The organism is Stenotrophomonas sp. YAU14D1_LEIMI4_1 (genome assembly GCF_003086815.1).
Taxonomy (GTDB): Bacteria; Pseudomonadota; Gammaproteobacteria; order Xanthomonadales; family Xanthomonadaceae; genus Stenotrophomonas.
Genome location: NZ_CP025997.1, coordinates 3,357,572 through 3,379,509, shown reverse-complemented (window position 1 = coordinate 3,379,509; position 21,938 = coordinate 3,357,572). Strand labels below are relative to the sequence as shown.

The following is a 21,938-nucleotide window of genomic DNA, read 5'->3' as shown; positions in this document are numbered from 1 at the left end:
TTTTCGAGGAACCCCGCATATGACAGCAGCTGCTGCCGGCAAGAAGAAGTTGCCCCTGCACTGGAAGATGGGCATCGGCTTCGCGATCGGCCTGGTCCTGGGACTGATCGTGCACGCCCTGGGTGGCAGCGTGGAAGGCCTGCAGACCGGCGCCAAGTGGGTGATGGACTACATCACCACGCCCGCTTCGGGCCTGTTCCTCAACCTGATCTTCATGCTGATCGTGCCGCTGATCTTCTCGGCACTCATCATGGGTGTGTCGGAAATGGGCGATATCCGCGCCCTCGGCCGCATCGGCTGGAAGACCCTGGCCTATACCGTGCTGCTGTCCGGCATTGCCGTGGGCATCGGCCTGGTGCTGGTGAACGTGCTCAAGCCCGGCGCCGGCGTGGACCCGCAGACAGCCGCGCTGATGCTTTCGGAAAACGCCGAGCGCAGCAAGGAAATCGTGGCCGGCATCCATGGCACGCCCAAGGGCATGGACATGCTGCTGTCGATCGTGCCCAGCAACGTGCTGCAGGCCGCATCGGACAACGGCGCCATCCTGTCGCTGATGTTCTTCGCGCTGATGTTCGGCATCGGCATGGTGCTGACCGACGATGAGAAGGTCGCGCCGCTGCGCCGTGCCATCGAGGGCGTGTTCGAAATCTCGATGACCCTGATCAACCTGGTCATCCGCCTGGCCCCGTACGCGGTGGCCTGCTTCATGTTCAACCTGGCGGCACTGTTCGGCTTCGAACTGATCATCCGCCTGGGCGCCTACGTGGGCGTGGTGGTGTTGGCCCTGGGCCTGCACATGGTGGTGACCTACGGTACCGCTGTGTGGCTGTCGGGCCGTTCGCCGCTGTCGTTCTTCCGCGATACCCAGGAAGCGACGGTGATGGCCTTCTCCACCGCCTCCAGCAACGCGACCCTGCCCACCGCCCTGCGCGTGGCCGACCAGATGGGCCTGCCGCAGCGCGTGTCGCGCTTCGTGCTGACCGTGGGCGCCACCGCCAACCAGAACGGCACCGCGCTGTTCGAGGGTGTGACGGTCATCTTCCTGGCCCAGTTCTTCGGCGTGGACCTGAGCATCGGCCAGCAGATCATGGTCATGGCCGTGTGCATCCTGGGCGGCATCGGTACGGCCGGCGTGCCGTCCGGCTCGCTGCCGGTGGTGGCCATGATCTGTGCCATGGTCGGGGTGAACCCGCTGGGCATCGGCCTGATCCTGGGCGTGAACCACTTCCTGGACATGTGCCGCACCGCCCTGAACGTGACCGGCGACCTGGCCCTGACCACCCTGGTGGCCAAGGGTGAAGCGCACGATGGCCCGGAGCCGGCTGCGCCGCGCGATTGAACGCGCCCTGAATGCCATGGATACTATCCCGACGCATGGAAGGCGTCGGGATTGGCGCCGTGCGAACGGGAGCAGAAATGAGGATTTCGTACGTGATGGTCGCCGCCCTGGGCCTGCTGGCCTTCGACGCCAGTGCCCAGAAGGCCTGTGAAACCAACTACACCAAGACCGGCAGCTTCTTCGCCGGGCGCACCTTCACCACCTGGGACGTAGTGCCCAACGCGACGCCGGCTGACGCGCTCAAGCGCATCCAGATCGAAGGCGTGAAGTCGGGCCTGAAGGTGGCCACCGTGGACAAGGACCTGGGCATGCTCACCATGGAGCAGAACGTCCAGTTCAACGGCGGCCAGACCACCCTGCCGTGGAACGTGTTGATCGAGGCCGAGGGCAAGGGCTCGAAGATCACCGTGACCAAGACCACCCCGGCCACCTACGCCACCGGCGAGGACTTCCAGAAGAAGTCGATGTGCGCCGTGATCGAGGCCGCCGCCCCGAAGTAAGCGGCGGGCGGGGCCAGATCCTCTCTCTGGCAAGGGATCTGGCCCTACGCCTGAACCCGGCCCCGGGTCTGTGGGACAATGGGGGGCCCGCACGTCCGCGGCCGCCTCCCGATTCCGACAGAACCATGACGCAGCCTACCCGTCGCCAGTTGGCCAACGCCATCCGCTTCCTTGCCGCCGATGCGGTTGAAACCGCAAAGTCCGGCCACCCCGGCATGCCCATGGGCATGGCCGATATCGCCGAAGTCCTCTGGAACGACTATCTCCGGCACAACCCGAACAACCCGCAGTGGTTCAACCGTGACCGCTTCGTGCTGTCCAACGGCCACGGCTCGATGCTGCAGTACGCCCTGCTGCACCTGAGCGGCTACGACCTGCCGATCGAACAGCTCAAGCAGTTCCGCCAGCTGGGCAGCCACACCGCCGGCCACCCGGAACGCCACGAGACCCCGGGCGTGGAAACCACCACCGGCCCGCTGGGCCAGGGTTTTGCCAACGCCGTGGGCTTCGCCCTGGCCGAGAAGCTGCTGGCACAGCGCTTCAACCGCCCGGAGCTGGAAATCGTCGACCACCGCACCTGGGTGTTCATGGGCGATGGCTGCCTGATGGAAGGCGTTTCGCATGAAGCCGCTTCGCTGGCCGGCACCTGGGGCCTGCACAAGCTGGTCTGCTTCTGGGACAACAACCACATCTCCATCGACGGCAACGTCGAAGGCTGGTTCACCGACAACACCCCCGAGCGTTTCGAGGCCTACGGCTGGAACGTGGTGCGCGATGTCGATGGCCACGATCCGGAAAGCATCAAGGCCGGCATCGAAGCGGCCCTGTCGCAGGACGACAAGCCGACCCTGATCTGCTGCCGCACCACGATTGGTTTTGGTTCGCCGAACAAGGCCGGCAAGGAATCCAGCCACGGCGCGCCGCTGGGCAAGGACGAACTGGAAGCCACGCGCAAGCAGCTGGGCTGGAACTACGGTCCGTTCGAGATTCCCGAAGAGATCTACGCCGGCTGGCGTGCCGGCGGTACCGGCACCCTGCGCCAGGCCGAATGGGAACAGCAGTTCGACAAGTACGCCGCGCAGTTCCCGGCCGAGGCCGCCGAACTGACCCGTCGCTCGCACGGCGAACTGCCGGCCGACTTTGTCGCCAAGGCCGATGCCTACATCGCCCAGGTGGCCGCTGAAGGCCCGACGATCGCTTCGCGCAAGGCCTCGCAGCTGGCCATCGAAGCCTTCGCCCCGCTGCTGCCGGAAATCGTCGGCGGCTCGGCTGACCTGGCGCATTCCAACCTGACCCTGTGGAAGGGCAGCACGTCGGTCGCCAGCGACGACGCCAACGCCAACTACGTGTACTACGGCGTGCGCGAGTTCGGCATGACCGCCATTGCCAACGGCCTGGCCCTGCACGGTGGCTTCATTCCGTTCGATGCCACCTTCCTGGTGTTCAGCGACTACGCCCGCAATGGTGTGCGCATGAGCGCGCTGATCCCGGCCCATGCCATCCACGTCTACACCCACGACTCGATCGGCCTGGGCGAAGACGGCCCGACCCACCAGCCGGTGGAACATCTGGCCTCGCTGCGCTACATCCCGAACAACGATGTGTGGCGCCCCTGCGATGCGGTGGAATCGGCAGTGAGCTGGAAGGCTGCGATCACCCGTCAGGACGGCCCGAGCTGCCTGGTGTTCAGCCGCCAGAACCTGCCGCACCAGCCGCGTGATGCCGAGCAGATCGCGCAGATCGAACGCGGCGGCTACGTGCTGGCCGACGCGGCCGGCACCCCGGACGTGATCCTGATCGCCACCGGTTCGGAAGTGTCGTTGGCCACTGAAGCCAAGGCGCAGCTGGATGCCGCCGGCCTGAAGACCCGCGTGGTCTCCATGCCGTCCACCGACGTGTTCCTGCGCCAGGATGCGGCCTACCGTGAATCGGTGCTGCCCAACGCCGTGCGCAAGCGCGTGGCGGTGGAAGCCGGCGTGACCGGCTTCTGGCGCCAGTTCGTCGGCCTGGACGGTGCGGTGATCGGCATCGACACCTTCGGCGCCTCGGCCCCGGCCGACAAGCTGTACCAGCACTTCGGCATCACCGCCACGCACGTGGTGGAAGCAGCCAAGGCGCTGTAAGCCGCCTCGCGAAGCAGGAAAGGGAAAGGCCGGCGCAAGCCGGCCTTTCCTGTTTTCCGATCGGCACTGACCGCCGTGTCGATGACGATGACGCGATGGCCTCTTCCGCCGGTACCGCATTCCCTGCGACAACAGGATCCTCGGGTGGCCGCAGCAAGAGCCAGCCAGCTTCTGGGCCTGGAGGTGCGCGTGCACACTGATTGCGCAATTGCAGGGTGTAAGGTGATGCCTTACAGTGTACTGGGGTGATCGTCAGCTTCCAGCACAAAGGACTGAGGACACTTTATGAGCGTGGGGACGCATCGGGTGTCCGCGCCGATCATGTTGCACGCTTGCGGCGCCTGCTTCACCAGTTGGACCAGGCCCATACGCCTGGAGACATGGGGCTGCCAGGCAATCGCCTGCACCCCTTGCGTGGCAGCTACAAGGGATACTGGTCGGTAAGCGTGTCAGCGCATTGGCGACTGGTTTTTCGCTTCCGCGGTCTTGATGTTGAACTGGTCGACTACCTCGATTATCACTAGGAAGCTATCCGATGCCGCTGCATGATCCGCCCCATCCTGGAGAAGCGCTACGCGAAGACATCCTGCCGACGATCAAGATGTCCATCAGTGCGCTCGCTCACCACCTCGGGTACTCACGTGGGCAATTGTCGACGGTCATCAACGGCCATGCAGGCATTTCTGCCGAGCTGGCGTACCGCTTGGAACTGGCCGGTCTGGGAAATGCCCGGATGTGGTTGGCGATGCAAGCGGCCTACGATCTCTGGCAGGCAGAACATCGCGAGCATCCTGCGATCGCGCGTCTCGATCTTCCCGAAGCCTTGAACCGCCAGCAGTAGATCCACGCCATGCGTGGATAAGCGCTACATCGCCTCGCGCACATCCATCAATGCAAACCCCAGCAGGTTCAGCCCGCGCCATTGCGCCGGGTTGTGCGCGTCGGCGTGGTCCTTGGCCAGCCCGATGCCCCAGATGAAATCCACCGGACTGGCTTCCACCAGCACCCAACCCGCCGTGGCGCGCAGGAAGGCGCCCAGTTCCGGGTTCTGGCTGAATTTGGCGCGGTTGCCGGCCACCACCAGGTCGTAGCGCGCCTGCACCCAGCGCGCTTCATCGAAGCCTTCGATCTGGCGGCCCAGCGCCTTGGCCTTGTCCGGCGTGGCGCTGGCGATGATCCTGTCGAGCAGCACGCTTGCGCCGAACAGCCGCGCCTTGCCGGCCATCATGTAGTGCTCGGCGGTGCGGTAGTGCACGCCATCAATGTCGAAGCCGGCGTCGTACCACTGGCTGAAGCAGGACGCAGACACACCGCTGCGCGGCGGCTGGTGGCCCCAGAAACACAGATAGCGCAGGTCTTCGCCTGCGGCCTGGCGTTGCTGAAGGTCGTGCAGGAAACGGGAATCGTCGTTCATCGGCACAGCATAGCGTGCCGCCGCAGCCTGGTAGGTGCCAACCGTCGTGCTCTGGTAGGTGCCAACCTTGGTTGGCACTGAAGCTGTTCCGCCGGGCATGGCCCGGCGCTACCGTTCTGCCGGGCATGTCCCGGCGCCACCGTACGCGCGATTACGCGGTGCGCGCCAATGCCAGCCGCAGCAACCGCGCGTTCAATCGCTCGCCGAAATCCTTCGGCGCCTGCAGACCCATGCGCTGCAGGTACACCGCATCCCCATCGCCGGCCGGCTGGCGCAGCGCGGCCCACGCCGTGCGCAGCGTCGCGCCGCGTGTCTGCGTATTCGCCTTCAGCCAGCCCAGTGCCTTCACCAGCACCTGTTCGATCTCGTTGAAGTCACTGCCCAGCGGGTAGTCGGGCAGGGTGCCATCACTGCGGAAGGGCGCCAGCGCCGCCGCCAACGCGGCAGGCGTGTTGCGCTGCAGCCGCTGCGGATCCGGCTGCTGCGCGGCACGCAGTTTGCGCGCCGCGTGCGCGTGCTCCAGCAGTGCGGCCTGGAACGGCGCTTCCGTGATCGCCGTCATCGCCTGCACGCAGCCCTCGTCGGTCAAGCCGCGCAGATCGGCAATGCCGTACTCGTTCAGATAGATATCGCGCAGGTGCCGCGGAATGGTGGTGTGGCCGTAGTTCCAGCGCACGTTCGAGGCGCGCTGGCCCTTGTCGTCGCGTGCGGCGCGGAACATCAGCACGCTGCGTGCTTCCGGCAGGGCATGGGCCATGGCCACGAAGTTGTACTGGCCACCCACGCCCGAGACCACGCGCCCATCATCCAGCGCGTCCGACACTGCCGCGCCCAGCGCGGTGGCCATCATGCAGGAATTGAAGAAGCGCGCATGGCGGCGCTGCAGGCGCTCCAGCGTCTCGTTGCCACCATAGAGCTGGTTGATCTCGCTGATGCGGCGCATGCCGATCGCGCGGCATTCGTCTTCGGGCAGCGTGCGCAGCCATTCGTAGAATTCCGGCGAACCCAGGTAGAACGCGCCGTGCAGGTATTCGCCCTCGGCGGCCAGCGTGGCGTGGTCGATCGACAGCGTGCTGCCGTTCTCGATGCGTTGCATCAGGGCCAGATCGTCGTGCACCTTGCGCTTGATCACACCGGTCTGCACCAGCCGGCGGAAGCCTTCGTTGAGCATTTCGCTGCAGCCGTACAGGCCGACCTCGAACGGCTCCAGCCCGCCGATTTCCTGCACCAGCGGATGGCTGGCCAGCTGCGGGTCCAGCGCATGCAGCACGCGGCGGTAGCGCGCGTTGTCGGTATGGCGCAGCACCAGCGCGTGGCTGAGCGCATCGGCCAGGGTGCCGATGCCGATCTGCAGCGTGCCGCCATCGCGCACCAGGGTGCTGGCGTACAGGCCGATGGCGTAGTCGGCGTCGGCCACCGGCTGCCGCGGCAGGCCGAACAGCGCAGGGTAGGGCGGCGGCGGGGTGATCACCAGGTCGAAGAAGGACACATCCACCGTGGCCGAACCGCCCAGGTAGGGCAGCTGTGGATCGATCTCGGCCACCAGCAACGGGCGCGGCAGGCCGCGTGCGGCAATGGCATCCAGCGTGTCCTGGGTGATGTCGTTGTTGCAGGACAACGACAGCCGGCGATCATCCGGGCGCATGGCCACTTTCTGCACGATCACCTGCGGCGCGCGTTGGGCCACCGCATCGGCCGCGTGCGTGTAGTTCAGGCTGGTATAGCTGGACTGCGCCTGCCGCGACCCCAGCAGCGCGCCGGACTGCATATAGAACTCTTCCACCTGCACATGCGCCGGCAGCGCATCGCGGGCGATGGCATCGGCATAGGCCAAGCGCGGGAAATCCTCGCCGAAATGGCGCTGCACGAACGGCGCCATGAAGCGCGCCTCCAGGCCATCGCCGCGCGCCTTGGGCGGGTTCAGCGACAGCGCGGTGTACAGCTGCAGTGGTCGCGACGGATCTGCTTCCACCCGCGCATACAAGGCATTCAACAGCCGGTGCGGCTTGCCCAGCGCCAGCGGCGCACCCACCCGCAGCGGCCCGTCCACGCGCGCGAACAGCCAGTCAACGGCGGCGTCCAGGTCGGTCAGGTGTTCGGTCATGCGGCAAGGTCCTGCGTACGGGGGAGTGCGGGCATTACAGCATGTCGGGCTTGAACCGCCGTCGACGCGAGACTTCGGCGCCGGACAGCATGAACTGGCCATCGCCGCGATAGTGGAACGTGCGCGGCAGTTTCGGCCGCGGCGCCACGTGTGCGCGCACGATTTCCCAGATGAAAAGATTGCTCGACTGGACCTGGCTGTCGTCGTACAGGCGGCACTCAAAGCAGGCATGGCACTGGCCCACCCGCGGCGCGGCCACGTCGCGCGCCGGCTGCGCGTCCAGGGCGAAGTGGGCGAACTTGTCGAGGTCGCGGCCGCTGCAGTTGCCGATATCCACCACCGTATCCAGCAGCTCCACGCCGGGCACGTTGATCACGCATTCGCCGCTGTCCCGGGCCAGGGCGAAGCTGTGGTTCTCGCTCCACAGGTAGGTGGCCACCAGCGAAGGCGAGAAGCCCATCACCATGTGCCAGCCCATCGTCATCAGGTTGCGCTGGCCCTGCGCCGCCGTGCTGACCAGCACGATCGGGCCCGGTTCCAGGAACCGGCGTGCGTCCTCGACGGGGTAGTCGTTCTTACGCAGCGGCTTCATGCAGGCTCCGTGGGCGGTGGCTTCGATGCTGGTCCGGCGCAGATGAACCGCATGTCGAGGGGCTTGACAGCGGGTTCGATTACGCGCGTAATCGAATTGTCGATTACGGATGTAAACAATGAGCCCGATCAGTGAAGCCGAAGCCATCGTGATGGAGGTGCTGTGGCAGCAGTCGCCGCGCAGCGCAGACGACGTGGTCGCCGCGCTGGCCCACCGCAACTGGGCCGAGCCGACCATCAAGACCCTGCTCAACCGCCTGCTGACCAAGGGCGCCATTGCCGCCGAACGCGACGGCCGTCGCTACCTGTACCTGCCGCTGCTGCAGCGCCAGGCATGGGTGGACACGCAGAGCCAGGATTTCATCGGCCGCGTGTTCGATGGCCGGGTGGCACCGCTGGTGGCCCACTTCAGCGAGCGGGGGCAGCTGACGGCACAGGACATTGCCGAACTGAAGAAGCTGATCCAGGAGATGGACGATGAATGAGCTGCGCGATGGACTGTGGCAGGCCAGCCTGGGGCTGGCGTTGGGCGTGCTGCTGCTGGCGGCCGTGCGGCCCGTGCTGGTAGCGCTGGGCGGTGCGGAACTGGCCTATCGCAGCTGGTGGTTGTTGCCGCTGCTGTTGCTGGCCCTGCTGCTGCCCGTACCGGCCTTGCCAGTGCTGCAGCACGTGCCCATGTTGCCATTCAAGGTGGTGCCGGGCACCGTGGAAGGGCCTGCCGCGCAGTTGCCGCTGTGGCCGTGGCTGCTGGCCGTGGCCTGGGCGCTGGGTGCCGGCCTGCAGCTGCTGCGCGCGCTGCGTGCGCAACGCCGTTTCGAGCAGGCGCTGGGCCCGCTGCAGGCGCGTGCCGATGGCAGCTGGCAGGCCAGCGCCGACCCCGGCCTGCCCGCGCTGGTGGGGCTGTGGCGGCCGCGCATCGTGGTCGGCCCGCACTTCGACCAGCAGTTCGATGCCCATGAGCAGGCCCTGATCCTGCTGCACGAACGCAGCCATCGCCGCAACGGCGATCACTGGGCCAATGGCGGCCTGCTGCTGGCACGCACGGTGTTCTGGTTCCACCCGTTGCTGTCCTGGGCCACGCGCCGTTTCCTGCGCGACCAGGAACTGGCCTGCGATGCACGCACCGTTGCCGCCCAGCCCTCGCAGCGCCGTCTCTACGCCAGCACGCTACTGAAGGCGCAGCTGGTCCACCCGGTTGCGCCGATGGCCTGCCATTGGCGCAGCCAACCCGTGTTGAAGGAGCGTATCGCCATGTTGAAGCAGTCGAAACGGAAGGCATTGCCGAAACTGTCGGGCCAGCTGTTGCTGGTGGGTCTGTGCATGGGTGGGGCGGCGTTGGCGTGGGCCAGTCAGGGGGCCGGTGGTGTAGAGCGCGGTGCGGCAGCGAGCGCCGGAAATCGCGATATCCAGATCGACAAGATGCCCCCGCCCAGCTATCCGCGCTCGGCGTTTGAAAACGGCCAGACCGGCGTGGTCACGCTGCGCCTGGAGGTGGATGCACAGGGCCAGCTGACCGATGTGCGGATCCTCAGCGCCACCAATCCGGGCGTGTTCGACGAAGTATCCAAGGCTGCCGCGCGCAACTGGACCTACCGTCCGGCACTGAAGGACGGCGTGCCCGTGGCGGCCGCGGTGAAGGTGCCGATCACCTTCGCCATGGATGACGATGAGGCCGACGGTGGCCGGAAGTGAGAGGCGTGCCGCTGTGCCTGCTGGTCGCGCTGCTGGCCGGTTGTGCCAGCCATGAACGCCTGACCACGGTCGATACGCGCAATGAAAGCGTTGGCCACCAGCGCCTGCAGCCCGATGCGGCCGGTGGCGCGGGGCAGGTCCAGCCCTACACCCTGGCCGCCAGCGAGGGCTACCGGATGCCACAGTTGTATGCGGCACCGGACCCGGTGGTGGGCGAGCACGATCCACGCACCGCGCTGCCGCCCACCACGGTCTGTCTGCAGGTGGTGGTGGACGCGCAGGGCGGGGTTGAACGCAGCATGCCGCTGACCGACCGCACGGAATGCAGCGCGGGTGCAGCGACGGAAAATGCCCCGCTGCTGCAGGCCGCGCAGGACGCGGTCGCGCAGTGGAAGTATTCCCCGGCGGCGGTCTGTCGTTTCGCCGCCGGCAAGACGCCCGAAGACCGTAGCGACTGCAAAGGCGCCGACAGCATCGAACCGGTGGCGGTCACCCTGCAGTACGCCTTCACCTTTGAGATCGTGAAGGGCCAGCACGTGGTGCGCACTCAGGGCCGCTAGCGCCGGGCACGTGAACGGTAGCGCCGGGCCATGCCCGGCGGACTCTGGCCGCTGCTCTCAGGCCCCGCCCTGGATATTGGCCTTCACCGCAGGCTGCATCAGCTTCGGCTCGGCCAGGGTGGCATCGCGTGCCTGCCGCACGCTGACAAACGCGGCTTCATCCACGCCGTCATGCACGTGGATGTTGTGCGCACGCTGCGCGCCGATGGTGGTCTCATTGGCAATCGCACGGCCACCCGGGCCGTAGTCGTGGCAGACGAACACGCGGGTGGCATCGGGCAGCGCCAGCAGGCGCTGGATGGAGCGGTACAGCTGCGCCGCGTCACCGCCCGGGAAGTCACAGCGGGCGGTGCCGCCATCGGGCATGAACAGCGAGTCGCCGGTGAACAGAGCGTCGTCGATCAGGTAGGCGATGCTGTCGCTGGTGTGGCCCGGCACCGCGATGATGCGGCCCTGCAGCGTGCCCAGCGCGAAGGTTTCGCCATCGCTGAACAGATGGTCGAAGTGCGCGTGCTGCGCCGCCATGTCCAGGCCGTAGCGCGGCGCGAAGGTGGCCTGCACGGCGCGGATGCCTTCGCCGATGGCCAGCGTGGCCTGCGGGAACCGTGCCTTCAACCGGCGCCCGGCCGACACGTGGTCGGCGTGGGCGTGGGTTTCCAGCAGCCAGCGCAGCTGCAGGCCCTGCTGTTCGATGGCCTGCAGCAGCGGGCGCACGGGCGCGTCGCTGCTGGCGTCGGTGTCCGGGTCGTAATCCAGGACCGGATCGATCAACGCCGCCTCGCCACTGGCCGGATCACTGACCAGATAGCTGAAGGTATTGCTGTCGCGGTGGAAGAAGGATTGGACCTGGACCGACATGGAACCTCCTCAGCGTGTGCCCAGCACGCGGTTCAGCAGCTGGGCCAGGTTTTCACCGGCCAGCCGCAGCTGCGCCTCGGCCACCGGGCGGTAGCGCGCGGTGTATTCATCGCCGATCTTGCGCGAAGCGGGGTAAACGCCGGGTTGCACCGAAATGCGGCAGCTGGCTTCGGCCCAGCGCTGCGGATCCTGCTGCGGGTTGGACTGGCGTGCCAGCTTCGGCGCCGGCAGTGCGCGCAGCACCGGCAGGTAGCCGCTGTCATCCAGCTTGCGGGTGTTGAGCATGCCGCTGTCCCACAGCGAATGCAGGTTGGTACCGCGGTTGCCGAACTGCAGCTGGAAATCGTTGCCGCCCTTGTCGTGGCCATAACCGGCGTGCATCGGTTGGTGCACATCACCCACCAGGTGCACCACGAACTTCAGCGCCTGCAGGCGCTCGCCATCGGTCAGCTGGCGGTCGCCCAGGATCGCGCTCTGCGCCTTCAGGGCTTCGACGATGCAGGTGCCGCTTTTGCAGTGCTTGGGGGCTTCGTAATGGCAGCCGTCTTCGGCGATGTTCACGTAGTGCCAGCCGGCCGAGCGGCGGCCCAGGCCGGGGTCCTTGGCGCGCAGCTGGTCGGCCCAGGGCGCGATGCTGGCCAGGGTGGCGCCCGGTTCGGTGGCCAGCAGGCGGTCCACTTCGGCACGGGCCGTGGGGTTCAGGCGGGTTTCGGCCACCTCGGCCACCAGGCGGTGGCCTTGTGCGCCCCAGGCATGGGCGGGCGCGGACAGGGTCAGCAGGGCCGGGGCGAGCGCGGCGGCGAGGAACAGGGAGTGCAGGGCTTTCATCCGCCCATTCTAGCGGCGCCGCCGGGCAGGGAATTGACGCAACGCGGCGCGTCGCCAGCGGCCCGCTGCCGACGTCGCGTTGATCTGCTTGCCGCTAGGCTGGCGCGGCCACGCATGGGGATGGCGATGACCAGCACCGACAGGCGCGTTACCGCAGTACCGATCGACGAATCCGGGTTTGCCGTTGCCTTCGACGCACAGGTGCTGTGGCGCATGCGCTGGGCCTGCGCCGTGGCGGCCTGCTTCTCGCTGCTGTTCATCGCGCTGGACCAGCAGTGGTTGCCGCCCGACATCGGCGCCGTGGTGCTGCGCTGGCGCTTGGGCGTGCTGCTGCCGGCACTGCTGGTGGGCGTGGTGATGACCTATCTGCCGGCGTGGCGCCGCTACCAACAGTACATCGGCGGGGCCATGGTGCTGTGCAGCGGGCTGGCCCTGGTGGCCATGGTGTGGACCGCGCACCACGCCGAAACCGGCTACCCCTACGAAGGGGTCAGCCTGTTCCTGCTGTTCAACTATTTCCTGTGCGGGTTGCGCTTCAAGGTGGCCACCTTCAACGGCACGGTCATCAGCGCCGCCTTCGTGCTGGCCGAAGTGAACGTGCTGCCGGCCGGGCCGGCCCTGGCCGAGGCGTTGATGTTCGTACTGGCCACCCACGTGGCGGGCATGGTGGGCTGTTACATCTCCGAACGCCAGGCACGTGCCACCTTCATTGCCGAACAGCGGCTGGACGCACTGGCCAACCACGATGGCCTGACCGGCCTGCTGAACCGCCGCGCCTTCGACCGCCGTGCACGGCAGATCTTCCAGCACTACCTGCGCACGCCGCACCCACGCGGCGCGCTGCGCATCGCCATGATCGACATCGATTACTTCAAGCGCTACAACGACCACCACGGCCACCCTGCCGGCGACACCGTGCTGCATGCCGTGGCCGCGGCGTTGTCGGCGCAACTGCACGACAGGGATTCGGTGGTGGCGCGCTATGGTGGCGAAGAGTTCGTGGCGCTGGGCCATTGGCAGCCGGGCCAGCCGCAGTCGGCGCCGTTCGAACAGCTGCGCCAGCAGGTGCAGGCGCTGGCGATCGCCCATGCCGATTCCGATGCGGCGCCAGTGGTCAGCGTCAGCATTGGCGTGGCGCGCTGGCATGACGACGGCGGCGACACCCTGGAACAGGCGCTGGCCAGGGCCGACCAGGCGCTCTACCGCGCCAAGGCCGCCGGCCGCAACCGGGTGGAAGTGGCCGCAGACCAATGAAATCCACCCGCCCCGCCCAATCAAAAAAGCCCCGGCACACACACCGGGGCAACATGCTGCGAGCGTCTTTGCTTGGTGGGTTGCTGCTTGAGACGGGGGAGCGGGGGCGTAGCCCCCGCACTCAGCACATTCCTTAGAACTTGAAGACGTACGACACGCCGTACACCAGCGGATCGATGTTCACCGTGCCGATCTTCTCGCCGTCCAGCTTCACCTTGCTGTCGATGTCGATCCAGCGCATGTCCACGCGCAGGGCGCCCTTTTCGCCAATGGCGAAGTCCACGCCGGCATGCGCGGCCAGGCCCCAGGAGTCTTCCAGCTTCAACTTGCTGCCGGCCAGCGCGCCGGTGGTGTCTTCGCTGAAGAAGGTGGTGTAGTTCAGGCCGGCACCCACGAACGGGGACACCTTGCCCTTGCTGTTGAAGTGGTACTGCAGGGTGACCACCGGCGGCAGCTGCTTGCTGCTGCCCACACGGCCCAGGCCGTTGATGTTGATGTCGTGCTTGAATGGCAGCGCGGCCAGCACTTCAATGCCCAGGTTGTCGGCAATGAAGTATTCGCCGGTAATGGTCGGCTTCACATCATTGTCCACGTCCACCTTCAGGGTGCCGCCGGCCAGCGAGCCGTTGTTGGACTTCGGCGCGACCTGGTGGACGCCGGCCGAAACGGTCCAGTCGCCCTTGGACTGGGCCATGGCCGGGACGGCAGCCAGTGACAGGGCGGCGGCCAGGCTGGCCAGGATCAGGGGGGAATGCGTGCGCATGGGGGTGTTCTCGTTGCGGGGTTGATGGGGCCAGTGTCGGCCTCACGCCGCGCTAACGCTTTGATCCGAATCAAATCCCCCCGGCGGCCCCTGCCAGCAGGGGGTCTGGCCCACGGTGGTCAGGCCCGGTTTGCTAGACTTGTGGGCCCTATCCATCCCGCCGCACCTGTCGCGGCCGCAGGAGCTTGAGAACATGGCAATCAAGGTTGGTATCAACGGTTTCGGTCGCATCGGTCGCAACGTCCTGCGCTCGGCGGTGCTGAACTTCGGCGACGACATCGAAATCGTGGCCATCAACGATCTGCTGGAGCCGGACTACCTGGCGTACATGCTCAAGTACGACTCCGTGCACGGCCGCTTCAAGGCCGACGTGGCCGTGCAGGGCAACGACCTGCTGGTGAACGGCAAGAAGATCCGCCTGACCCAGGAACGCGATCCGGCCAACCTGAAGTGGGATGAAGTCGGCGCCGACGTGGTGCTGGAAGCCACCGGCCTGTTCCTGACCAAGGAAACCGCGCAGAAGCACATCGATGCGGGCGCGAAGAAGGTGATCATGTCGGCCCCGTCCAAGGACGACACGCCGATGTTCGTGTTCGGCGTGAACGACAAGACCTACGCCGGCCAGGCCATCATTTCCAACGCGTCGTGCACCACCAACTGCCTGGCCCCGCTGGCCAAGGTCATCAACGACAAGTGGGGCATCAAGCGTGGCCTGATGACCACCGTGCACGCGGCAACCGCCACCCAGAAGACCGTTGACGGCCCGTCCAACAAGGACTGGCGCGGCGGCCGTGGCATCCTGGAAAACATCATTCCCTCGTCCACCGGTGCGGCCAAGGCCGTGGGCGTGGTCATTCCGGAACTGAACAAGAAGCTGACCGGCATGAGCTTCCGCGTGCCGACTTCGGACGTGTCGGTGGTCGATCTGACCGTCGAACTGGAAAAGGAAGCCACCTACGCCGAGATCTGCGCCGAAGTGAAGGCACAGAGCGAAGGCGCGCTGAAGGGCATCCTGGGCTACACCGAAGACAAGGTGGTGGCCACCGATTTCGTCGGTGAAACCCACACCTCGGTGTTCGATGCCGATGCCGGTATTGCCCTGGACGGCACCTTCGTCAAGCTCGTGTCGTGGTACGACAACGAGTGGGGCTATTCCAACAAGTGCCTGGAAATGGCCAAGGTCGTCGCGGCCAATTAAGGCCTGCGAAGATCGCCGCACGAACCCCGGCCTGGCCGGGGTTTGTCGTTTATGGGGGATGGGCATGCCGTAGCATGGGCGGGGTCGACCGCTGCCGTTGGGGCGCGGGTGCGGAGGAAAGACACGCAATGGAAGCCTTGATTGTTCTGGCGGTACTGGCCCTGCTGGCCGTTCCGCTGCTGCTGGTGGTGGCCCTGGTGATGATTGCCGGGCTGCGCCGCCGCGTGGCAGCACTGGAACAGGCCGTGGCCGCGGCACCTGCGGTGTCGCCTACGGCCCCGCCGGTGGCCGCCCCCGTCGCCGTGCCGCCGCGTACGCCCGCGGCCGATCCGGCCGTGCCGGTGCCCGCGCCTGTGGCCGCTGCCACGCCCGTGCCGCCGCCGCGCAGACCCGCACCGCCGCCGCCGCTGCCCCCTGAACCCGTGCTGCCGCCACTGCCAGCCGAGCCTGCGCTGCCGAACGTCATCGAGCGCGCGGCCGCCGCCGTCAAACGCTGGTTCACCGAAGGCAACGTGCCGGTGAAGATCGGCATGCTGGTGCTGATGGCCGGCGTTGCCGCGCTGCTGAAGTACGTCAGCGACCAAGGCTGGCTGGTGGTGCCGATCGAACTGCGCCTGGCCGGCATCACCGTGGCCGCGCTGGGCCTGCTGGGCTTCGGCTGGCAGCAGCGCGAACGGCGGCGCATGTTCGCCTTGGCGCTGCAGGGCGGGGCGATCGGCGTACTGCTGCTGACCGTGTTCGCCGCATTCAAGCGCTACGAACTGCTCAACGCAGGGTTTGCCTTCGGCAGCTCCATCGCCCTGGTGGCCGGGCTGTGCGTGCTGGCCGTGCTGCAGAATTCGCGCACGTTGGCGGTGCTGGGCATCCTGGCCGGCTTCATGGCGCCGCTGTGGCTGTCCACCGGCAGCGGCAACCACGTGGGCTTGTTCAGTTACTACGCGGTGCTCAATGCCGGCATCTTCGCCATTGCCTGGTTCCGCCCCTGGCGCGCGCTGAACCTGCTTGGCTTCGCTTTCACCTTCGGCATCGGCACGTTCTGGGGCGTGCTGCAGTACCGGCCGGAGCAGTTCGCCAGTACCGAACCCTTCCTGCTGCTGTTCTTCGCCTTTTACCTGCTGATTCCGCTGCTGTACGCGCGGCGCCAGCCGGCGGCGCGGCGTGACCTGGTCGATGGCAGCCTGGTGTTCGGCACGCCGCTGGTGGCGTTCTCGCTGCAGGCCGGCATGCTGCACACCCAGCCGATGACCCTGGCCCTGTGTGCGCTGGGCCTGGCAGCGATCTATGCGGTGCTGGCCCGCGCGTTGCTGGCGCGGGCGTCGTACACGGTGTTGGCGCAGTCGCACGCGGTGTTGGCGGTGGGCTTTGCCACGCTGGCAGTGCCGCTGGCGCTGTCGGCGCGTGCCACCGGCGCGGTGTTCGCGCTGGAAGGGGCGGGCTTGGCCTGGCTGGGCCTGCGCCAGCAGCGTTGGTTGCCGCAGGTGGCCGGCGCGCTGCTGCAGCTGGGCGCGGCCTTCGCCTTCGTGGTGGGCGCCGATTACTGGCACGCCGATGGCCGCTTCCTGCTGAACCCCACGGCCATTGGCGCGCTGTTGCTGGCGTTGGCCGGGTTTGCCTCGGCATGGAGCTACCAGCAGCACAGCCGCCATGACGTGGCCCTGGTGTATTACCTGTGGGGCCTGCTGTGGTGGTTTGGCGGGTTTGCCCATGACATCGCGCGCTTCCTGCCGCTGCTGTCGCAGGCCGATGCGCTGCTGGTGCTGGTGGCCGTGACCGGCTGGCTGGCCGCCGAACTGCAGCACCGTCGTCCTGCGCGCGCGCTGGGGCTGACGGCGCTGGGCATGCTGGCGTTGGCCTTCCCGGTGGCGCTGTGGCAGAACGATGCCCATGCCCAGCCGTTCGCCGGTTACGGGGCGCTGGCCTGGGCGGTGTTTGCGCTGCTGGGCGTGCGTAGCCTGCTGTGCCTGCGCCGCAGCAATGGCTGGGTGGCCAGCATCGCGCAGTTCCTGTGGCTGCTGCTGTGGCCCTGCCTGCTGTCCCTCCTGGCCCTGTGGGGCGGCGATGCCGCCGCGCTGGCGCAGGGCTGGACCACCTTGCTGGTGACCCTGCCGTGGCTGCTGCTGGCGGCGCTGTCGCTGTGGCGCTGGAACGCGGTGAGCTGGCCGCTGGGCGAGCGCTTCGCGGCCGCACGCGCGCCGTTGCAGACCACGCTGTTCGCAGCACTGGCCCTGGCCTGGCTGGCCGCACTGCTGCAGCCGGGCGATGCCGTGCCGTTGGCTTGGCTGCCGGTGCTGAACCCGGCCGAGCTGACCCAATGGCTGGCACTGCTGCTGGGGGCTTGCTGGCTGTACAGCGCCGAAGGGCCAATCGAACTGCGCAGACTGCGGGTTCCGCTGCTGGCCGTGGTCGGCTTCGTCACGCTTACCAGCACCGTGCTGCACGCCGTGCATCACTGGGGTGGCCTGCCGTGGAATGCCGGCATGGCCCGTTCCAGCCTGGCGCAGACCAGCTTGACCGTGCTGTGGAGCGTGCTGGGCGTGATCGCCTGGGTGTGGGGCTCCAAGCGCGGCCAGCGCGTGCTGTGGATGGTGGGCGCGGTGCTGATGGGCGTTGTGCTGGCCAAGCTGGTACTGATCGACCGCCAGCACCTGGGCAACCTGCTGGGCATCGCATCGTTCATTGCCTACGGCCTGCTGTGCACGGTCGTGGGCTATCTGGCGCCGGCCCCGCCGGCGGCGCCAACCGTGGAGAAAAGCGCATGAAAACCTGGAGCGCGGTGGTCCTGCCGCTGCTGATGGCCGTCACCGGCAGCGTTGCCGCACAGGCAACCGATTACCGCCAGCACTACGCCGAACAATGGCCGTTGAGCCTGTCCAGCGCGCAGTCCGGTGCGTACCGGGTGGTGCTGGAGCCGGCCATCTATCGCCGTGCAGGAACGGCCGACCTGGCCGACCTGCAGGTGTTCAACGCCGCCGGCCAGGCGCTGCCGTCGGCGCTGCTGGCGCCGGACCAGCCGCTGGCGCAGGCGCCGGTGCAGCGCGAGCTGCCCTGGTTCGCACTGCCGCCGCTGGCCGACGCACAGCGCAACGATCTGCAGCTGCTGACCGAGCGCGACACCGATGGCCGCGTGCGTCGGGTGGAAGCGCGCGTGGGCGCTGGCGCGACTGCGAGCGGGCAGGGCGGCTGGCTGGTCGATGCCAGCGTGCTGGGCCAGCAGCCGCTGGCGGCGCTGGTGCTGGACTGGGCCGACAGCGGCCAGCCGCTGCAGGCGCAGGTGCAGGTCGATGCCAGCGACGATCTGCAGCATTGGCGTGCGGTCGCCCGTGACGTGCCCCTGGTGGACCTGCAACGCGCCGGCAAGCGCCTGCTGCAGCGTCGCCTGCAGATTGATGGCACCACCCGCTACCTGCGCATCCTGCCGCAGGGCAGTGCCGCACTCCCGGCGCTGCGCAGCGTGCTGGCCGAACTGCCGCCGGCACCGGCCACCGTGCCCTGGGAATGGGTGCCGCTGCAGCCGCGCACGCAGGGCAAGGGCGAATTCACCTTTGAACTGGATGGCCGTTTCCCGGTGTCGCGCGCCGATGTCGCCAGCACCGGCAACAGTCTGGTGCGGTGGACCCTGTACAGCCGCGACGATGCCAATGCCGAATGGCAGCGGCGCAGCGCGCCGTGGATCGCCTATCAGTTGCAGCAGGGCGCGGCAGGCCAGCGCCAGCAGTCGGCCTCGCAGCCGCTGGCGGGCACCTGGCGCGATCGCTACTGGAAGCTGGTGGCCGACCCCGCGCAGACCGGCGGCACGCCGACGCTGCGCCTGGGCTATCAGCCCGAAGTGATGGTGTTCCTGAGCCAGGGTGCAGCGCCGTATGCGCTGGCCGTGGGCAGTGCGACGGCGCGTCGGGCCGAAGCGCCGATCACCGTGCTGATCGAGGAGCTACGGCAGCGCAACGACCCGGCCTGGCAGCCCACCCTGGCGCGTTTCGAAGGCAGCCCGGAAGTGCTGGCCGGAGACGCGGCACTGCAGCCGCAGCGCGACTGGAAGGCATGGCTGCTGTGGGCGTTGCTGGGGCTGGGCGTGCTGGTGGTCGGTGGTCTGGCGATCAGCCTGCTGAAGCAGAAGCCCGCGCCTTCGGCGTAGTGTCCTGCGAACGGCGCAGCCCCTCGTGGGTGGTCGGTTGGTCGGGTAAAAGCCGCGCTTGGCCGGGCGGGTGGGCTGGGCAGGGGACGCCGTGAACCCGTCCCTGGGGGCTTAGCCGCGCCATCCATGGCGCGGATACCCCTGCCCAGCCCACCCGCCCGGCCTCTGACAGTTTCCGGGGGCGGCCACCCACGGAAAAGAAAAAAGAAGAGCAAAAGCAAAAGCCGGTCGCACGCTGCGCGCGCTCGCTGCGGGGTCGGATCCGTTTTCCACAGGAAAACGGCTCTGACCCCTTCTTTCCCCACCCGACATCAGAAACCGCTCTTGCTTCGGCCGTTGCCGTCCGCTCCGCCCATGAACCTGTCCAGGCCGGGGCGGTGTGGGTGGGCGGGACCGCAGGCGCCATGGATGGCGCCTACGAGCCCCCATGGACGGGTTTACGGCGTGTCCCGCCCACCCACACCACCCCGGCCCACCCACAGCACCAAGAAGCGCCATCGCTTCGGCTCTTGCTCTGGCTCTGGCAGTTGCAGTTGCCGTGCGCTTCTGCCTGCCGCAGGCATCGGCCCCCCACCAGCCGATACAATGCCCGTCTGCCGTACACCGGCATCCCGTCCCTGAGCCAAAGAGTTGCCCATGTCCATCGTCCGCATGACCGACCTCGACCTCTCCGGCAAGCGCGTGCTGATCCGCCAGGATCTGAACGTGCCGATCGAGAATGGCCGCATCACCTCCGAACAGCGCATCACCGCCTCGCTGCCGACGCTCAAGCGCGCGCTGGAACAGGGCGCCGCGGTGATGGTCACCTCGCACCTGGGCCGTCCGAAGGAGGGCGTGTGGAGCGAAGCCGATTCGCTGGCACCGGTTGCTGCGCGCCTGTCCGAGCTGCTGGGCCGTGAAGTGCCGCTGGTGCGCGACTGGGTGGACGGTGTGGACGTGCAGCCGGGCCAGCTGGTGCTGCTGGAAAACTGCCGCATGAACGTCGGCGAAGGCAAGGATGACGAAGCCCTGTCCAAGCAGTACGCCGCCCTGTGCGACGTGTTCGTGATGGATGCCTTCGGTACCGCGCACCGCGCGCAGGCTTCCACCCACGGCGTGATCCGCTTCGCCCCGGTGGCCGCCGGCGGCCCGCTGCTGATGGCCGAACTGGACGCGCTGGCCAAGGCGCTGGATGCCCCGGCCAAGCCGCTGCTGGCCATCGTGGCCGGCAGCAAGGTCAGCACCAAGCTGGAACTGCTGGCCAACCTGGTCAACAAGGTGGACCAGCTGATCGTGGGCGGCGGCATCGCCAACACCTTCATCGCCGCGGCCGGCCACAAGGTCGGCAAGTCGCTGTACGAACCGGACCTGCTGGATACCGCCAGGAAGATCGTGGCCGACGCGCAGGCCCGTGGCGCAGCCATTCCGCTGCCGGTGGACGTGGTCACCGCCAAGCAGTTCCTGCCCGACGCCGCGGCGGAAGTGAAGGCTGTCGATGCCGTGGCCGAAGACGATCTGATCCTGGACATCGGCCCGCAGACGGCCGCGCAGTACGCGCAGCTGATCGAGCAGGCCGGCACCGTGGTCTGGAACGGCCCGGTGGGTGTGTTCGAATTCGAAGCCTTCAGCAAGGGCACCGAAGCACTGGCCCGCGCCATCGCCCGCTCCAAGGCGTTCTCCATCGCCGGTGGTGGTGACACCCTGGCGGCGGTGGACAAGTTCGATATCGCCGGCGATGTCAGCTACATTTCGACCGGCGGCGGTGCGTTCCTGGAATTCCTGGAAGGCAAGACCCTGCCTGCCGTGGCCGCGCTGGCTGCGCGCGGCAACTGATGTCGGTCCAGCCGCAACAGATCGAGGAAGGGCGTGCCACGCTCTTCTTCGACATGGATGGCACGCTCATCGATTCGGAAGTGGGCATCACCACCTGTATTGCCTATGCGCTGCAGAAGATGGACCAGCCGGTTCCGCCGCAGGAAACCCTGCTGGGGTGGATCGGCCCATCGCTGCGCACCACCTTCACCCCGCTGTTCGGCGACGCGCAGCGGGTGGAGCAGGCGGTGGCGCTGTACCGCGAGCGCTTCGATGTGCAGGGCTGGCGTGAGCACACGGTCTATCCGGACATCGAAGACACCGTGCGTGCGCTGCATGCGCGGGGCCATCGCCTGGCCGTGGTGACCGCCAAGAACGAAGTACATGCCCGCCGTATTGCCGAACATCTGCCGTTTGGTCATCTGTTCGACGATGTGATCGGCTCCACCCCCGATGGCTCGCGCAGCAGCAAGCCACAACTGGTGGGTGAGGCCCTGCAGCGGCTGCAGCTGGACCCGGCGCGGTGCTGGATGATCGGCGACCGCCGCATGGACATCGAGGGCGCACGCTTCCACGGCGTGCGCAACGTGGGCGTGCTGTGGGGATTCGGCGGCGAAGCCGAGCTGACCGAGGCCGGCGCCGGACATCTGGCCAGCGAACCGGCGCAGCTGCTCACCCTGCTGGCCTGACCCACCCAGGGGTCGGATCCCTCTCCAAGGGAGAGGGCTCTGACCCCGCTGTCCGGGCCCGTGCAAGGGCGGGAACCGATTACATCCGCCCCCTGTCCGGAG

Annotated in this window: 20 protein-coding genes; 14 read left to right on the top strand and 6 right to left on the bottom strand. The window is 67.5% G+C overall.

Features of this window, described 5'->3' with window-relative positions:
- The first annotated feature begins 19 nt into the window (after positions 1-19).
- The 5 genes from C1932_RS15630 (at position 20) to C1932_RS15610 (ending at position 4,803) form a co-directional block, all read left to right on the top strand.
- Positions 20-1,339 (top strand): dicarboxylate/amino acid:cation symporter, encoded by a 1,320-nt coding sequence (locus tag C1932_RS15630; protein ID WP_108750951.1) that lies wholly within the window; start codon positions 20-22, stop codon positions 1,337-1,339.
- Between the two features lie 77 nt (positions 1,340-1,416).
- Positions 1,417-1,839, top strand: coding sequence for a hypothetical protein (locus tag C1932_RS15625; RefSeq protein WP_233614725.1), 423 nt, complete (start codon positions 1,417-1,419; stop codon positions 1,837-1,839).
- A 125-nt stretch (positions 1,840-1,964) separates the two neighbouring features.
- Positions 1,965-3,962 (top strand): transketolase, encoded by a 1,998-nt coding sequence (gene tkt / locus C1932_RS15620; RefSeq protein ID WP_108762783.1) that lies wholly within the window; start codon positions 1,965-1,967, stop codon positions 3,960-3,962.
- 245 nt (positions 3,963-4,207) lie between these two features.
- On the top strand, positions 4,208-4,486 hold the full coding sequence (locus C1932_RS15615; RefSeq protein WP_108757045.1) for a type II toxin-antitoxin system RelE/ParE family toxin: 279 nt from the start codon (positions 4,208-4,210) through the stop codon (positions 4,484-4,486).
- Positions 4,487-4,497: 11 nt separating this feature from the next.
- The gene (locus C1932_RS15610) at positions 4,498-4,803 is read left to right on the top strand and encodes a HigA family addiction module antitoxin (RefSeq protein WP_108762782.1); all 306 of its coding nucleotides are present in this window, start codon (positions 4,498-4,500) and stop codon (positions 4,801-4,803) included.
- 24 nt (positions 4,804-4,827) lie between these two features.
- Here C1932_RS15610 and C1932_RS15605 read toward each other — a convergent pair whose 3' ends face one another.
- The 3 genes from C1932_RS15605 to C1932_RS15595 all read right to left on the bottom strand — a co-directional run bounded on the left by C1932_RS15605 (position 4,828) and on the right by C1932_RS15595 (position 8,072).
- A complete protein-coding gene (locus C1932_RS15605; protein WP_108763469.1) occupies positions 4,828-5,376 on the bottom strand; it encodes an NADAR family protein in 549 nt (182 codons plus the stop codon).
- Between the two features lie 151 nt (positions 5,377-5,527).
- Positions 5,528-7,480 (bottom strand): acetyl-CoA hydrolase/transferase C-terminal domain-containing protein, encoded by a 1,953-nt coding sequence (locus tag C1932_RS15600; protein ID WP_108762781.1) that lies wholly within the window; start codon positions 7,478-7,480, stop codon positions 5,528-5,530.
- A gap of 34 nt (positions 7,481-7,514) precedes the next feature.
- On the bottom strand, positions 7,515-8,072 hold the full coding sequence (locus tag C1932_RS15595; RefSeq protein ID WP_108762780.1) for a flavin reductase family protein: 558 nt from the start codon (positions 8,070-8,072) through the stop codon (positions 7,515-7,517).
- Positions 8,073-8,190: 118 nt separating this feature from the next.
- Between C1932_RS15595 and C1932_RS15590 the strand changes: the two genes are divergently transcribed.
- From C1932_RS15590 to C1932_RS15580, 3 genes are read left to right on the top strand one after another with little or no spacing between them, the layout of a single operon-like run.
- A complete protein-coding gene (locus C1932_RS15590; protein ID WP_108762779.1) occupies positions 8,191-8,556 on the top strand; it encodes a BlaI/MecI/CopY family transcriptional regulator in 366 nt (121 codons plus the stop codon).
- On the top strand, positions 8,549-9,763 hold the full coding sequence (locus tag C1932_RS15585) for a TonB family protein (RefSeq protein ID WP_108762778.1): 1,215 nt from the start codon (positions 8,549-8,551) through the stop codon (positions 9,761-9,763). Before C1932_RS15590 ends, C1932_RS15585 begins: the two co-directional genes overlap by 8 nt.
- Positions 9,760-10,323 carry a hypothetical protein gene (locus C1932_RS15580; protein WP_108762777.1) on the top strand — a complete coding sequence of 188 codons (564 nt, stop codon included), beginning with the start codon at positions 9,760-9,762 and terminating at the stop codon, positions 10,321-10,323. Before C1932_RS15585 ends, C1932_RS15580 begins: the two co-directional genes overlap by 4 nt.
- A 57-nt stretch (positions 10,324-10,380) precedes the next feature.
- Here the strand turns inward: C1932_RS15580 and C1932_RS15575 are convergent, their stop codons facing one another.
- A complete protein-coding gene (locus C1932_RS15575) occupies positions 10,381-11,181 on the bottom strand; it encodes an MBL fold metallo-hydrolase (RefSeq protein ID WP_108762776.1) in 801 nt (266 codons plus the stop codon).
- 9 nt (positions 11,182-11,190) lie between these two features.
- Positions 11,191-12,009, bottom strand: coding sequence for a S1/P1 nuclease (locus tag C1932_RS15570; protein WP_108762775.1), 819 nt, complete (start codon positions 12,007-12,009; stop codon positions 11,191-11,193).
- Positions 12,010-12,135: 126 nt separating this feature from the next.
- Between C1932_RS15570 and C1932_RS15565 the strand changes: the two genes are divergently transcribed.
- Positions 12,136-13,263 (top strand): GGDEF domain-containing protein, encoded by a 1,128-nt coding sequence (locus tag C1932_RS15565; RefSeq protein WP_159094554.1) that lies wholly within the window; start codon positions 12,136-12,138, stop codon positions 13,261-13,263.
- Between the two features lie 133 nt (positions 13,264-13,396).
- On the opposite strand, the gene C1932_RS15560 is transcribed toward C1932_RS15565, so the two are convergent.
- Positions 13,397-14,026 (bottom strand): OmpW family outer membrane protein, encoded by a 630-nt coding sequence (locus tag C1932_RS15560; RefSeq protein ID WP_108762773.1) that lies wholly within the window; start codon positions 14,024-14,026, stop codon positions 13,397-13,399.
- A gap of 193 nt (positions 14,027-14,219) precedes the next feature.
- Here C1932_RS15560 and gap point away from each other — a divergent pair, with 193 nt between their 5' ends.
- The 5 genes from gap to C1932_RS15535 all read left to right on the top strand — a co-directional run bounded on the left by gap (position 14,220) and on the right by C1932_RS15535 (position 21,836).
- Positions 14,220-15,224, top strand: coding sequence for a type I glyceraldehyde-3-phosphate dehydrogenase (gap, locus tag C1932_RS15555; protein ID WP_108762772.1), 1,005 nt, complete (start codon positions 14,220-14,222; stop codon positions 15,222-15,224).
- 128 nt (positions 15,225-15,352) lie between these two features.
- Entirely contained in the window at positions 15,353-17,983 is a 2,631-nt protein-coding gene (locus C1932_RS15550) for a DUF2339 domain-containing protein (RefSeq protein ID WP_108762771.1), read from the top strand.
- Entirely contained in the window at positions 17,980-19,356 is a 1,377-nt protein-coding gene (locus C1932_RS15545; protein WP_108762770.1) for a DUF3999 domain-containing protein, read from the top strand. Before C1932_RS15550 ends, C1932_RS15545 begins: the two co-directional genes overlap by 4 nt.
- A gap of 636 nt (positions 19,357-19,992) precedes the next feature.
- The gene (locus tag C1932_RS15540) at positions 19,993-21,168 is read left to right on the top strand and encodes a phosphoglycerate kinase (protein ID WP_108762769.1); all 1,176 of its coding nucleotides are present in this window, start codon (positions 19,993-19,995) and stop codon (positions 21,166-21,168) included.
- Positions 21,168-21,836, top strand: coding sequence for an HAD hydrolase-like protein (locus C1932_RS15535; protein WP_108762768.1), 669 nt, complete (start codon positions 21,168-21,170; stop codon positions 21,834-21,836). The genes C1932_RS15540 and C1932_RS15535 overlap by 1 nt, the downstream gene beginning before the upstream one ends.
- Positions 21,837-21,938: the final 102 nt, after the last annotated feature.

What these genes read in the sequence shown, in the direction of transcription:
- gap (WP_108762772.1), top strand. Translation starts at nt 14,220, where the DNA reads ATGGCAATCAAGGTTGGTATCAACGGTTTCGGTCGCATCGGTCGCAAC.
- C1932_RS15600 (WP_108762781.1), bottom strand. Translation starts at nt 7,480, where the DNA reads ATGACCGAACACCTGACCGACCTGGACGCCGCCGTTGACTGGCTGTTC.
- C1932_RS15630 (WP_108750951.1), top strand. Translation starts at nt 20, where the DNA reads ATGACAGCAGCTGCTGCCGGCAAGAAGAAGTTGCCCCTGCACTGGAAG.
- C1932_RS15575 (WP_108762776.1), bottom strand. Translation starts at nt 11,181, where the DNA reads ATGTCGGTCCAGGTCCAATCCTTCTTCCACCGCGACAGCAATACCTTC.
- C1932_RS15625 (WP_233614725.1), top strand. Translation starts at nt 1,417, where the DNA reads ATGAGGATTTCGTACGTGATGGTCGCCGCCCTGGGCCTGCTGGCCTTC.
- C1932_RS15550 (WP_108762771.1), top strand. Translation starts at nt 15,353, where the DNA reads ATGGAAGCCTTGATTGTTCTGGCGGTACTGGCCCTGCTGGCCGTTCCG.
- C1932_RS15610 (WP_108762782.1), top strand. Translation starts at nt 4,498, where the DNA reads ATGCCGCTGCATGATCCGCCCCATCCTGGAGAAGCGCTACGCGAAGAC.
- tkt (WP_108762783.1), top strand. Translation starts at nt 1,965, where the DNA reads ATGACGCAGCCTACCCGTCGCCAGTTGGCCAACGCCATCCGCTTCCTT.
- C1932_RS15545 (WP_108762770.1), top strand. Translation starts at nt 17,980, where the DNA reads ATGAAAACCTGGAGCGCGGTGGTCCTGCCGCTGCTGATGGCCGTCACC.
- C1932_RS15560 (WP_108762773.1), bottom strand. Translation starts at nt 14,026, where the DNA reads ATGCGCACGCATTCCCCCCTGATCCTGGCCAGCCTGGCCGCCGCCCTG.
- C1932_RS15585 (WP_108762778.1), top strand. Translation starts at nt 8,549, where the DNA reads ATGAATGAGCTGCGCGATGGACTGTGGCAGGCCAGCCTGGGGCTGGCG.
- C1932_RS15605 (WP_108763469.1), bottom strand. Translation starts at nt 5,376, where the DNA reads ATGAACGACGATTCCCGTTTCCTGCACGACCTTCAGCAACGCCAGGCC.
- C1932_RS15590 (WP_108762779.1), top strand. Translation starts at nt 8,191, where the DNA reads ATGAGCCCGATCAGTGAAGCCGAAGCCATCGTGATGGAGGTGCTGTGG.
- C1932_RS15570 (WP_108762775.1), bottom strand. Translation starts at nt 12,009, where the DNA reads ATGAAAGCCCTGCACTCCCTGTTCCTCGCCGCCGCGCTCGCCCCGGCC.
- C1932_RS15540 (WP_108762769.1), top strand. Translation starts at nt 19,993, where the DNA reads ATGTCCATCGTCCGCATGACCGACCTCGACCTCTCCGGCAAGCGCGTG.
- C1932_RS15535 (WP_108762768.1), top strand. Translation starts at nt 21,168, where the DNA reads ATGTCGGTCCAGCCGCAACAGATCGAGGAAGGGCGTGCCACGCTCTTC.
- C1932_RS15595 (WP_108762780.1), bottom strand. Translation starts at nt 8,072, where the DNA reads ATGAAGCCGCTGCGTAAGAACGACTACCCCGTCGAGGACGCACGCCGG.
- C1932_RS15565 (WP_159094554.1), top strand. Translation starts at nt 12,136, where the DNA reads ATGACCAGCACCGACAGGCGCGTTACCGCAGTACCGATCGACGAATCC.